Below are 12937 nucleotides of genomic sequence, written 5' to 3' on the forward strand. Positions count from 1 at the left end.
AGTACTCCCTGTCTGCTGCGGCGTACCCGTCAATACGGATCGGATCGATCCCGGGGCGTCGGCCCGTCCCGGGTGGAAGAGGCCTCCGGCAGTGACGACATGATTCTTTGCCGTTTACGTACCGGAGGTGCAGTGGACGTTTCCATGACCCTGTGGGTCCTGACGGTCGCGGGGCTCGCCGTCCTGATCGCCGTCGACTTCTTCATCGGCCGCAAGCCGCACGATGTGTCGATCAAGGAGGCAGGCATCTGGACGGTCGTCTGGATCGCCCTGGCCGGGCTCTTCGGCCTCGGGCTGCTCGTCTTCGGCGGCGGACAGCCGGCGGGTGAGTTCTTCGCCGGCTTCATCACCGAGAAGTCGCTCAGCGTCGACAACCTCTTCGTCTTCGTCCTGATCATGGCGAAGTTCGCGGTGCCCTCGCAGTACCAGCAGCGTGTGCTCCTGTTCGGCGTGCTCATAGCCCTGGTCCTGCGGGCCGTCTTCATCGCCGCGGGCGCCGCCATCCTCGCCGAATTCTCTTGGGTCTTCTTCCTCTTCGGCGCCTTCCTGATCTACACCGCCTGGAAGCTGATCCAGGAGGCCCGGGCCGATGGGGAGGACGAGGAGTACGAGGAGGACCGGCTGCTGAAGGCCGCCGAGCGCAGGTTCGGCGTGGCCGACCGCTACCACGGCACCAAGCTGTGGATCCGGCAGAACGGCAAGCGCGTCATGACGCCCATGCTGGTCGTGATGCTCGCGATCGGTACGACGGACGTCCTGTTCGCGCTGGACTCCATACCGGCGATCTTCGGCCTGACGCAGGACCCGTACATCGTCTTCACCGCCAACGCCTTCGCGCTGATGGGCCTGCGGCAGCTGTACTTCCTCATCGGCGGCCTGCTCAAGAAGCTGATCCACCTCTCGTACGGTCTGTCGGTCATCCTCGGCTTCATCGGCGTCAAGCTGGTGCTGCACGCGCTTCACGAGTCCGGCGTGCACGTCCCGGAGATCAGCATCCCGGTCTCGCTCGCCGTGATCTGCGCGGTCCTGATCGTCACCACGGTCACCAGCCTCAAGGCGACCAGGAAGCAGGCGGCGGCCGAAGCGGACCAGGCGCACGTGACGAGCGGAGGCGCGAAGAACAGCATCGACGCCTGACCGTTCCGGACGTAGAAACAACCAGCCCGGGAACGGCGCGCAGCGCATTGCCGACCGCCGCTCCCGGTGCTTCGTCGAGTGCTGGGCGTTGTACCCCGCCGTCCTTCACCGGCTGCGACGTTCTGGAGATGACCGAGCTCAGGCAACCGAGCCCGGTATCCCGCCCCACCGGGGGTCCGTGCCGCGCCGGCGCCGGGCCCCCGGACACCGAAAGGACCGGAATGCGAACCACGTACGCCTCTGCCACGATCGCTGCATGATCACTAGGCTCAGGTCGCTCACCATCCAGTGGACGTTCCTCGTGCCGGTGCTCGCGGTCGTCCTTCTCGCCCTCACCTGGGGACGCGGTCTTCCCGGCGCCGTCGTCGCGCTGGTGACCGTGGTCCTCGCCGGGTCCGTCCTGGCCGCCGTCCACCACGCCGAGGTCGTGGCCCACCGCGTCGGGGAACCCTTCGGCTCCCTGGTCCTCGCCATCGCCGTCACGGTCATCGAGGTCGCGCTGATCGTCACCCTCATGGCCGATGGAGGCGCCAAGAGCGCGACCCTAGCCCGGGACACGGTGTTCGCGGCCGTGATGATCACCTGCAACGGCGTGGTCGGCCTGTGCCTCCTCGTCGCCTCGCTCCGCCACGGCACCGCCGTCTTCAACCCCGAGGGCACCGGCGCCGCCCTGTCGACCGTCGCCACCCTGTCCACGCTCAGCCTGGTGCTGCCGACCTTCACCACCAGCAAGCCGGGCCCGGAGTTCTCGGGCCTGCAACTGACCTTCGCCGCACTGTCGTCGTTGATCCTGTACGGCCTGTTCGTGGCCACGCAGACGGTGCGGCACCGGGACTACTTCCTGCCCATCACCCGGCAGGGCGAGGTCATCACCCTGGACGACCACGCGGCGGCGCCCTCCGCGCGCACCGCCTGGATCAGCCTCGGCATGCTGGGCCTCGCCCTGGTCGGAGTGGTCGGCCTGGCCAAGGGGGTGTCGCCGACCATCGAGTCCGGCGTGGAGGCGGCCGGTCTGCATCAAGCCGTCGTCGGTGTCATCATCGCCCTGCTCGTCCTGCTCCCCGAGACGATCGCCGCGCTCCGCTCCGCCCGCCGCGACCGCGTCCAGACCAGCCTGAACCTCGCCCTCGGCTCGGCGATGGCCAGCATCGGCCTCACCATCCCGGCCGTCGCCCTCGCCTCCGTCTGGCTCTCCGGACCACTCGTCCTCGGACTCAGCTCCACCCATATGCTGCTGTTCGCCCTGACGGTGGTGGTCAGCTCCCTGACGGTGGTGCCCGGACGGGCCACGCCGCTGCAGGGAGGCGTGCATCTGGTGATCTTCGCGGCGTATCTGGAGCTGGCGATCAACCCGTAGCCGTTGGCGGTCGCACGGGAGCCGTCACCGCGGGCAGCCGGAACCCGGGAGCCGGCTCCACCGCCACCACCGGCACCGGACGGGTCTCCGGCAGCAGCGCGAAGCACCCCAGGCTGAGCAGCGCGACCCGACCGCCGTCCCGCGAGCGAGGCGGCCGCGAGCCGCAGCATGGAGGGGGCCCTTGCGGAGCGTGCGTTGCGCATGTCGCGCCCCCGTAACCCACAGTTACTGTGGGTTACGGGGGCGCGCGGAGGTGAGCGAGGCCTCAGTAGGTGACGGTGATGCGCCGGGCCGGGCCGTCGACACGGATCGTGCCGCCGTACGGGATGACGAGTTGGGGATCGGTGTGGCCGAAGTCCACGTCGAACACCACAGGCATGTCGGGGGCATACATCATCAGCGCGTGCTGTACGGCTTCGCGCTGCTCCGCCGCGTAACGGGCCGCCTCCGCCGGGCTGTTGGGCCGTTCGAAGGACCAGGTCTTGGCGCGGGCCATGAGCAGTGCGGAGAAACGCCGCAGCAGACCGCGCTCACCGATGTTGCGCAGGATCCGGAAGACCTCCGTGGCGCTCGGCAGTTCCTCCGAGGTCTCCAGGAACAGCACGCCACCGTCGTACACCGCGAGGTCGTGCGCGATCTCCCGGTCGGCCATCAGCAGCCAGCCGAGGATCTCCAGGTTGCCGCCCCAACCCCGGCCCTCGACCACCCGGTCCGCGTTCTGCCAGGTCCATCCGGTGCCGGGCCGGCTCGTCGGCTCCGAGTCGAAGGTGGCCGGGTCGGCCCAGTCCCGGTTGACGTCGTTCCACCGCTCGGCGGGCCGCAGTTCGTAGGCGCCGGAGGTGAACAGGGCCGCCTTGAGTGACTCGGCGGTGTGCGGATGCATGGCACCGGGGCGGCCCAGCTCGACCATCACCGAAGCCCCGTGGTAGCCGACGATCCCGGTGTTGTACAGGAAGGCCAGCAGGTTCGTGTTGTCGCTCAACCCGATGAACGGCTTGGGGTTCGCGCGGATCAACTCCCGGTCCAGCAGCGGCAGCACGGTGATCTGGTCGTCGCCGCCGATCGAGGCGATGACCGCCCTGACGTCCGGATCGGCGAACGCCGCGTGGATGTCGGCGGCCCGCTCCCGGGGCGTCGTACCCATCTTGCGGGTCGTCGGATACTCGACCGGTTCAAGAGCGAAGTCCTCGCGCAGCCGCCGCAGACCCAGTTCGTACGGGCGCGGAAAGAGCTCTGGCAGGCCCGCGGACGGCGAAATGACGGCTATGCGGTCACCGGGCGAGGGCTTCGGCGGGTACATGATCGACGTCATTCCTGGAGGGTACGGCCGGGCGCCGCGTTCGCGCACCGTGATAAACCGGGTCTGAGCAGCGGTCGCCGGCCGACTGCCCTTGACCGGACCGGAGGAACCGTGCCCCGTACCCTGGCCAACGCCCCGATCATGATTCTCAACGGGCCCAACCTGAACCTGCTCGGCCAGCGCCAGCCCGAGATCTACGGCTCCGACACGCTCGCCGACGTCGAGGCCCTGTGCGTCAAGGCGGCGGCCGCGCACGGCGGCACGGTGGACTTCCGGCAGTCCAACCACGAGGGCGAGTTGGTCGACTGGATCCACGAGGCACGGCTTCATCACTGCGGGATCGTCATCAACCCCGGCGCCTACTCGCACACGTCGGTCGCGATTCTGGACGCACTCAACACCTGCGACGGCATGCCGGTACTGGAGGTCCACATCTCCAACATCCACCAGCGCGAGTCGTTCCGGCACCACTCCTACGTCTCCCTGCGCGCCGACGGCGTCATCGCGGGATGCGGCGTGCAGGGGTACGTGTTCGGCGTGGAGAGGGTGGCCGGGCTGCTCGGCGCGACACAGGCGGACGCGTAACGGGCGGAGGGCTCGCCGAAAGCGTTGGAAAAGCGAACCCACCTCTACAGGCGACCTGCCTCCACGATCCGCCGCAGGAAGCGCCGCGTGCGCTCCTGCTGCGGCTCGCCGAAGACCTGCTCGGCCGTGCCGCGCTCCAGCACGACACCTCCGTCCAGAAAACAGACCTGGTCGGCGACGTCGCGGGCGAAGCCCATCTCGTGCGTGGCCAGCACCATGGTCATGCCGTCGTCCTTGAGATCGCGGACGACGGCGAGTACTTCGCCCACCAGCTCGGGATCGAGGGCGGCGGTGATCTCGTCGAGCAGCAGCAGCCGGGGACGTACGGCCAGGGCGCGCACGATCGCCACGCGCTGCTGCTGACCACCGCTCAGCCGGTCCGGGTACGCGTCGTGCCTGTCCCCGAGCCCGAGCCGCTCCAGCAGATCCCGGGCGCGCGCCTCGGCCTCCGCACGGGGAACTCCGTGCACCCGGCGCGGAGCGAGCGTGATGTTCTGCAGCACGGTCATGTGCGGGAAGAGGTTGTACGCCTGGAAGACCACGCCGACACGGCGGCGCACCACGTCCTGGTCGACCCGCGGATCGGTGATCTCCTCGCCGTCCAGCCAGATCGCGCCGTCGTCGATGTCCTCGAGGAGGTTGGCGCAGCGCAGCAGCGTGGACTTGCCGGAGCCGGAGGCGCCGATCAGCGCGGTCACCGTATGCGGCGCGACCTCCAGATCGACGTCCCTCAGCACGACTGTACCGCCGAAGGCCTTGCGGACGGACTCCATCCGCAGCACGGGGGAGCCTCCGGTGGCGGACGCGTCGCTCATATCGATCCTCCCTGGGCCCGCTGCCGGTCCATCCTGGCCGTCACCCAGTCCGTGAAGCGGGTCATCGGGATGGTCAGCGCCACGAAGACCAGTCCCGCGACGATGTACGGCGTGTAGTTGAGGCTGCGGCCCACGATGATGTCCGCGGCGCGCACGGCGTCCACCGCACCGCCGATCGACACCAGCCCCGTGTCCTTCTGGAGCGACACCAGGTCGTTGAGCAACGGCGGTACCTGGCGCCGCACGGCCTGCGGCAGCACCACGTGCCGCAGGGTCTGCCGGTTGGTGAGGCCGAGCGAGCGGGCGGCGGCGCGCTGCGAGGGGTGCACCGACTCGATGCCGGCTCGGAACACCTCCGCGACGTACGCCGAGTACGTCAGCGTCAGCGCCGTGCCGCCCAGCAGCACCGGGTCGACGGTCACGCCCTGCAGGCGTAGCGCCGGGACGCCCAGCACCACGATCATCAGGTTGATGATCAGCGGCAGTCCGCGGAAGAAGTCGGTGTACGCGGCGGCCAGCACCCGCAGCGGGAAGAACACCGGACCGCGCAGAGTGCGCGCGACGGCGATCAGCATGCCGAGGACCAGCACCGCGGCACCGCAGACGAGCAGCAGCCGGACGTTCAGCCACAGCCCTTCGAGGACCTTGGGGAGCGCCTCGCGCGCGTACCCCCCGCTGAAGAAGGTCTCCTTGGTCCGCGGCCAGCCGGGCGCGTTGACGACGATCAGATAGAGGACGACACCGGTGACCAGCGTCGAGAGCGCCGCGATCGCCGTGGCGCGGCGGGCCCTGGCACGCCTGTGGCGCTCCCGCTCGAGCCGCCGCTGCGAGGGGACGTAGCCGTCCGCCCCGCCGTGGGGTATGTCGTCCTTTCCGCCCGTGTGCTTCCCCTCCTGGCCCGACTCGTCCTTGGCGACGGTCACTTGAGCACCGGGGCGTCGACGGCGTCGGAGAGCCACTGCGTCTCGATCTTCGCCAGGGTACCGTCCTTGCGCAGAGCGTCGACGGCGGTGGTCACGCAGGACGTGATCGCGCTGCCCTTGTCGAGCACGAGCCCGAACTGCTCCGGTGTACCGCCCTGGTTCTCGAACTGCCCCACGATCTTCGCGTTCGTCACCTCGGCCGCCGTGATGTAGAACGCGGTCGGCAGGTCGGTGACGATGGCGTCGACCTGACCGTTCTTCAGCGCGGACTTGGCCTGGTCGTTCTTCGCGTACACGGCGGCCTCCTGTTTCGGCTTCACCACGTCGGTGATGTAGTCGAGGCTGGTGGTGCCCACCTGGGCGCCCAGCTTGAGGTCCTTGAGGTCCGCGACGCTCGTCGCCTCGGCGGCCTTCTTGCCCTTCAGTGCGATCACCGCCTGGCGCACGTCGTAGTAGCCGGAAGAGAAGTCCACGGCCTTCTTGCGCTCGGCACTGATCGACACCTGGTTGATGTCGAAGTCGAAGGTCTTCACTCCAGGTGCGAAGGCCTTGTTGAACGGGACGCTCTGCCACACGACCGCGTCCTTGTCGTAGCCGAGCTGCCGCGCCACGGCGTACGCGACCGCCGACTCGAAGCCCTTTCCGTTGGCGGGCTTGTCGTCCTTGAACCACGGCTCGTACGCCGGCTCGTCCGTCGCGATCGTCAGCTTGCCGGACGTCTTGGTCGCCAACTCGCCCTCCGCACACACCGATCCGGTCGAACCGGACGGCTTGGCCGCCGCCTTGTCCTCGGGCTGCGGGGCACAGCCGACGGCGGTGGCGAGCAGGGCTATGGAAGCTGAGGCGACGGCGCGGCGCAGTGCGCGAGGGGCAGGATGCATGGCGGGAGAGTGGCAGCGAACACCCAGATTGTCGAGATCACGGCGGTAACTGTCCGCATGGTGGGAACGGGTGTTGCAGCCGTGTGAACGCCCCCTGCGCAGGCCCCCCGCCTGGACCGCCGGTCGAGGGCGGGGATCGGAGGACCGGCGGCCCATACCGCTCAGGAGCCGTCATCCTGGGCGGGGCTGCTTCCAGTTGACTGCGCAACAACGCAACCCGGGAGCGCGCACTGGGCACCGGCGCGTGCGAACTGTTCACATGGGGCGCGCGACACGGTGCACGCGCGGGGCACGCACCCGAGACGCGCGTGCCAGGCGTGTGCACCGAAGTCTGCGCGGAGCGTACGCCGAAAGTCACACGCCCGGTGCACGTCGAGAGTCACGCGCCGGATGCACGCCGAAAGGTGCGCGCTGGGCGTGCGCGCTCACAGCTCGCGCTCCGAGCACGCCCGACACCACGGTGCACACGCCGACTTACGTGCACGCCGCCGCAACTCACCACCCGCGCGCGTGCCACTCCGGCAGGTGGGGACGCTCCGCGCCCAGCGTGGTGTCGTTGCCGTGGCCCGGGTAGACCCATGTCTCGTCCGGGAGCACGTCGAAGATCTTCGCCTCGACGTCGTGGATCAGGCTGGCGAACGCCTTCGGGTCCTTACGCGTGTTGCCGACACCGCCCGGGAAGAGGCAGTCCCCGGTGAAGACGTGCGGGTGGCCGTGCGGGTCGTCGTAGACCAGCGCGATCGACCCCGGGGTATGTCCGACCAGGTGGCGCGCGGTGAGTTCGACCTGTCCCACACGGATCACGTCGCCGTCGTCGACGAGGACGTCGGTCGGCACCGGGATCCCCGTGGCGTCGTCGCGGCCCGCGTACGTACGCGGGCGCGTGGCCGCCACGACCTCGGCCAGGGCCTGCCAGTGGTCGCCGTGCTGGTGCGTGGTGACGACGGCCGCGATGCCGTCGTCACCGATCATGCCGAGCAGCGTCTGCGCCTCGTTGGCGGCGTCGATCAGCAGCTGCTCGTCCGTGGCCCGGCAGCGCAGCAGATAGGCGTTGTTGTCCATCGGCCCGACCGCGATCTTGGTGATCATCAGGTCTTTGAGTTCGTGCACGTCCGCCGGTCCGCCGACCGTTACCTCGCCGCTGTACGTCATGGCCGCCAGCCTATAGCGGGGGGAGCGGCCCGGGGATCGTGCACGGGCTACAGCGGAGGAAGCGCCGGAAGCGTGCCGCCCTTGACCGTCAGGCCGGAGCCGTCGCGGCGGCCGGCGAGCCAGCCGAGCAGCTCCGCGGCCGTTCCCTCGACCCCGGCCGGACCGCCCGGGGCGCCGCCACCGGTGGTCCAGATCCGGCCGTCGTCGGCAGTCAGACCGGTCGAGGGCACGTCCTTGTGACCGGCGAAGCGCTCCGCGAGGAAGTCGATCTCCCGTTCCACGAACTCCGCCGGAAGATCCTCCAGCTCGTACCCGATCCCGAGGTCCACATGGTGCAGCTCCACCTCGGCCCACCGCCGGAACGGCACGCGGGACGCCGAGTCGGTGACGCCGTTGCGCAGCTCCACCGTGCGCGACCAGTCCGCCGGTGCGGCACCTGCCTCCAGGAAACGGGCCCCGCTCTCGCGCAGGTCGGTGAGCTGGTCGGCGAGAGGACGCGGAGCGTCGCGCTCGATGTCGGCGTCCCGGGCGTCGCCGGAGACGTACATGGGACGGCCCTCGAGGACGTTCACGAGTGCGTCCGCATTACGGGCGAGGTGGGCGAGGATGTGGCCGCGGGTCCAGCCGGGCAGTCGTGACGGACCGGCCACCGCCGCGTTGTCCAGTGCGGCGACTGCGGTGAGGAGCCGTTCGGACGCGTCACGTACAGACGCCAGGTCGCGAGCGTGATCAATCATGGCGCCGACCCTAGACCCGCCACTCCTTCGGGTGAAGGTGACGAACCGGCCCCGCAAATCGAATGCACGTGCTATATCGTCGGGGGCGGCGTCGGGCATGCTGGATGGCCGGGGATTGTTTACGCATCCAGGAATCCGACCGGCGTTGTCAGTGGCTCCCTCTAGTCTGAAGAACGACGGGGGCCCCGCCCCTGTCACTTCTCTCAAGAAAGGTGCGGACCGGCGTGGCCGACCGTCTCATCGTCCGTGGCGCGCGCGAGCACAACCTGAAGAATGTCTCGCTCGACCTGCCACGCGACTCGCTCATCGTCTTCACGGGCCTGTCGGGGTCGGGCAAGTCCTCGCTGGCCTTCGACACGATCTTCGCCGAGGGACAGCGGCGCTACGTGGAGTCGCTCTCCTCGTACGCCCGGCAGTTCCTCGGCCAGATGGACAAGCCGGACGTCGACTTCATCGAGGGCCTGTCGCCGGCGGTCTCCATCGACCAGAAGTCGACCTCGCGCAACCCACGCTCGACGGTCGGCACCATCACCGAGGTCTACGACTATCTGCGTCTGCTCTTCGCGCGCATCGGCAAGCCGCACTGCCCCCAGTGCGGCCGCCCGATCTCGCGCCAGTCGCCGCAGGCCATCGTCGACAAGGTCCTGGAGCTGCCGGAGGGGAGCCGCTTCCAGGTGCTGTCGCCGCTGGTGCGTGAGCGCAAGGGCGAGTTCGTCGACCTCTTCGCCGATCTCCAGACGAAGGGCTACTCCCGCGCGCGCGTGGACGGCGTCACCGTCCAGCTGTCCGACCCGCCCACGTTGAAGAAGCAGGAGAAGCACACCATCGAGGTGGTCGTGGACCGCCTCACGGTGAAGGACTCCGCCAAGCGTCGACTCACCGACTCCGTGGAAACCGCCCTCGGACTGTCGGGCGGCATGGTCGTGCTCGACTTCGTCGACCTCCCCGGGGACGACCCAGAGCGCGAGCGGATGTACTCGGAGCACCTGTACTGCCCTTACGACGACCTGTCCTTCGAGGAGCTCGAGCCCCGCTCCTTCTCCTTCAACTCGCCCTTCGGCGCCTGCCCCGACTGCACCGGTATCGGCACGCGCATGGAGGTCGACCCGGAGCTGATCGTCCCGGACGAGGAGAAGTCCCTCGACGAGGGCGCCATCCACCCGTGGTCGCACGGCCACACCAAGGACTACTTCGACCGCCAGGTCGGCGCCCTCGCCGACGCCCTCGGATTCCGCACGGACATCCCGTTCGCGGGCCTGCCGCAGCGCGCCAAGAAGGCTCTCCTTTACGGCCACAGGACGCAGATCGAGATCCGCTACCGCAACCGGTACGGACGTGAGCGCGTGTACATGGCCTCCTTCGAGGGCGCCGTCAACTTCGTCAAGCGCCGGCACAGCGAGGCGGAGAGCGACGCCAGCCGCGAGCGCTTCGAGGGCTACATGCGCGAGGTGCCCTGCCCCACCTGCCACGGCACGCGCCTGAAGCCGATCGTCCTCGCGGTCACGATCATGGACAAGTCGATCGCCGAGGTCTCCGCCATGTCCATCAGCGACTGCGCAGACTTCCTGGGCGAGCTGAAGCTGAACGCGCGCGACAAGAAGATCGCCGAGCGGGTGCTCAAGGAGGTCAACGAGCGGCTGCGATTCCTGGTCGACGTCGGCCTCGACTACCTCTCGCTCAACCGCGCGGCAGGCACGCTCTCCGGCGGCGAGGCCCAGCGCATCCGGCTCGCGACCCAGATCGGCTCCGGGCTCGTCGGCGTGCTGTACGTCCTGGACGAGCCGTCCATCGGCCTGCACCAGCGCGACAACCACCGGCTGATCGAGACCCTGGTCCGGCTGCGGGACATGGGCAACACACTCATCGTCGTCGAGCACGACGAGGACACCATCAAGGTCGCCGACTGGGTCGTCGACATCGGTCCCGGCGCGGGCGAGCACGGCGGCAAGGTCGTGCACAGCGGCTCTCTGAAGGAACTGCTGACCAACGCCGAGTCGCAGACCGGCCAGTATCTGTCGGGCAAGAAGTCGATCCCGCTGCCCGGCATCCGGCGTCCGCACGACCCGTCCCGGCTGCTCACGGTCCACGGCGCCCGGGAGAACAACCTCCAGGACATCGACGTGTCCTTCCCGCTGGGTGTGTTCACCGCGGTCACGGGCGTGTCCGGGTCGGGCAAGTCGACGCTGGTCAACGACATCCTCTACACGCACCTGGCACGAGAGCTGAACGGCGCGCGCAACGTGCCGGGGCGCCACACGCGCGTGGCCGGCGACGACCTCGTCGACAAGGTCGTGCATGTCGACCAGTCGCCCATCGGCCGCACCCCGCGGTCGAACCCGGCGACGTACACCGGCGTCTTCGACCACATCCGCAAGCTGTTCGCCGAGACGACCGAGGCGAAGGTCCGCGGCTATCTGCCCGGCCGGTTCTCCTTCAACGTCAAGGGCGGCCGCTGCGAGAACTGCGCGGGCGACGGCACGATCAAGATCGAGATGAACTTCCTCCCGGACGTGTACGTTCCGTGCGAGGTCTGCCACGGCGCCCGGTACAACCGGGAGACCCTGGAGGTCCACTACAAGGGCAAGTCCATCGCCGAGGTCCTGAACATGCCGATCGAGGAGGCGACGGAGTTCTTCGAGGCCGTGCCCTCGATCGCCCGCCACCTCAACACGCTCAAGGACGTCGGCCTCGGTTATGTCCGTCTCGGACAGTCGGCCACCACCCTGTCGGGAGGTGAGGCGCAGCGCGTCAAGCTCGCCAGCGAGCTGCAGCGCCGGTCCACCGGACGCACCGTCTACGTCCTGGACGAGCCGACCACCGGTCTGCACTTCGAGGACATCAGCAAGCTGCTCAAGGTCCTCTCCGGGCTCGTCGACAAGGGCAACACGGTCATCGTCATCGAGCACAACCTCGATGTGATCAAGACCGCCGACTGGGTCGTCGACATGGGCCCGGAGGGCGGCGCCGGCGGTGGCCTCGTCGTTGCCGAGGGCACGCCGGAGGAGGTCGCCGGCGTCCCGACCAGCCACACCGGCAAGTTCCTGCGCGAGATCCTGGGCGCGGACCGGATCAGCGACGCCGCCTCCGTGAAGGCCCCGCGCAAGACGGCGGCCAAGAAGACGGTCGCGGCCAAGTCGACGACGAAGAAGACGGCCACGGCCAGGACGGTCAACAACACGGCCACCAAGAAGGCCGCCGCGGTCACGAAGAAGACGGCACCGGCGAAGAAGACGACCCGGGCGAGCAAGGCCTGAGCCGCTCTGCGGACCGATTCTGACAACTCATCAAAAATACGGCGCCCCGCGGGAACTCCCCGCGGGGCGTCTTTCGTGTGTGCCCAGCATGGGCGATTGCTTGGGGGTGGAAGTTCCCTGGGGGAAGAGGTGGTGCTAACCCCGAGCCGGAGGCAAGGGCGTCATCGTGAGATGGGGTCTGGAGGAAGCCCGAGGCGAGACCTGGGTACCGAGGAACACGAACCGCGTATGAGGCGTGCTGGTCGGGTGAGCCTGCACGAGAAGGTGAAGCCCGTCACTGCCATGAAGGCCAGTGCGTAAACGCGGCGGGGATCCAGGGACAGTGATCGTTCTTACCTGGGGAGGTCTGTCCGGGTGTCGGTTGTGCTGAAGACGTCGCCGCGCCGACGGGCAGCGCCGGAAGGTGCTGTCTGACCGGGCAGAAGTCAGCAGAGGTCGTAGTACCAGCCGGGATGAGTCGCGGGGCGGCGGGCTGGGAAGGGCCGAACATCGAGTGGAACGGGTGATGTGGTGGTTGCTCGTGCCGGTCACGTGGACCGCAGCAAACCTGCTTCGGCAGGGCCGCAGGGGGAGGAGCCGGTGCATCCGGCAGAGCCCACGGCGGCGCGCAGTGGCCGGTCGGCGCACTCCGTGGAAGACGTTCACCGCGAACAGGAGCCGTCCTTGTGGGAGTTGATGCTTTCGAAGGAGAACCTGCTCGCGGCGCTTGGACGTGTCGAGGCGAACCGGGGTGCTTCGGGGGTGGACGGCATGACCACGGCGGAGTTGCGTCCGTGGCTGCTGGTGCACTGGTCAG

At 68.8% G+C, this 12937-nt stretch carries 10 protein-coding genes; 4 read left to right on the top strand and 6 right to left on the bottom strand.

The window, feature by feature from the left end:
- Window positions 1–132 precede the first annotated feature (132 nt).
- The gene (locus tag IEZ19_RS20805) at window positions 133–1137 is read left to right on the top strand and encodes a TerC family protein (RefSeq protein ID WP_189312738.1); all 1005 of its coding nucleotides are present in this window, start codon (window positions 133–135) and stop codon (window positions 1135–1137) included.
- Between the two features lie 256 nt (window positions 1138–1393).
- Window positions 1394–2494: a calcium:cation antiporter gene (locus IEZ19_RS20810; protein WP_189312739.1), complete on the top strand. Its 1101-nt coding sequence runs from the start codon at window positions 1394–1396 to the stop codon at window positions 2492–2494.
- 265 nt (window positions 2495–2759) lie between these two features.
- On the opposite strand, the gene IEZ19_RS20815 is transcribed toward IEZ19_RS20810, so the two are convergent.
- On the bottom strand, window positions 2760–3806 hold the full coding sequence (locus tag IEZ19_RS20815; RefSeq protein ID WP_189312740.1) for a S66 family peptidase: 1047 nt from the start codon (window positions 3804–3806) through the stop codon (window positions 2760–2762).
- 99 nt (window positions 3807–3905) lie between these two features.
- Between IEZ19_RS20815 and aroQ the strand changes: the two genes are divergently transcribed.
- Complete coding sequence (aroQ, locus tag IEZ19_RS20820; RefSeq protein ID WP_189312741.1) at window positions 3906–4379, top strand: type II 3-dehydroquinate dehydratase; 474 nt, start codon at window positions 3906–3908, stop codon at window positions 4377–4379.
- A 44-nt stretch (window positions 4380–4423) separates the two neighbouring features.
- Here the strand turns inward: aroQ and IEZ19_RS20825 are convergent, their stop codons facing one another.
- The 5 genes from IEZ19_RS20825 to IEZ19_RS20845 form a co-directional block, all read right to left on the bottom strand.
- Entirely contained in the window at window positions 4424–5194 is a 771-nt protein-coding gene (locus IEZ19_RS20825) for an amino acid ABC transporter ATP-binding protein (RefSeq protein ID WP_189312742.1), read from the bottom strand.
- A complete protein-coding gene (locus tag IEZ19_RS20830; RefSeq protein ID WP_189312743.1) occupies window positions 5191–6117 on the bottom strand; it encodes an amino acid ABC transporter permease in 927 nt (308 codons plus the stop codon). Before IEZ19_RS20830 ends, IEZ19_RS20825 begins: the two co-directional genes overlap by 4 nt.
- Window positions 6114–6998, bottom strand: coding sequence for an ABC transporter substrate-binding protein (locus IEZ19_RS20835; protein WP_189312744.1), 885 nt, complete (start codon window positions 6996–6998; stop codon window positions 6114–6116). The genes IEZ19_RS20830 and IEZ19_RS20835 overlap by 4 nt, the downstream gene beginning before the upstream one ends.
- A 495-nt stretch (window positions 6999–7493) precedes the next feature.
- Window positions 7494–8150, bottom strand: a complete 657-nt coding sequence (locus tag IEZ19_RS20840) for an MBL fold metallo-hydrolase (protein ID WP_189312745.1) — start codon at window positions 8148–8150, stop codon at window positions 7494–7496.
- A gap of 47 nt (window positions 8151–8197) precedes the next feature.
- Window positions 8198–8887 (bottom strand): maleylpyruvate isomerase family mycothiol-dependent enzyme, encoded by a 690-nt coding sequence (locus IEZ19_RS20845; RefSeq protein ID WP_189312746.1) that lies wholly within the window; start codon window positions 8885–8887, stop codon window positions 8198–8200.
- Between the two features lie 224 nt (window positions 8888–9111).
- Between IEZ19_RS20845 and uvrA the strand changes: the two genes are divergently transcribed.
- Entirely contained in the window at window positions 9112–12141 is a 3030-nt protein-coding gene (gene uvrA, locus IEZ19_RS20850) for an excinuclease ABC subunit UvrA (protein ID WP_189312747.1), read from the top strand.
- Window positions 12142–12937: the final 796 nt, after the last annotated feature.

Source organism: Streptomyces brasiliensis, assembly GCF_014647875.1.
In the GTDB taxonomy this organism is placed as follows: domain Bacteria; phylum Actinomycetota; class Actinomycetes; order Streptomycetales; family Streptomycetaceae; genus Streptomyces; species Streptomyces brasiliensis.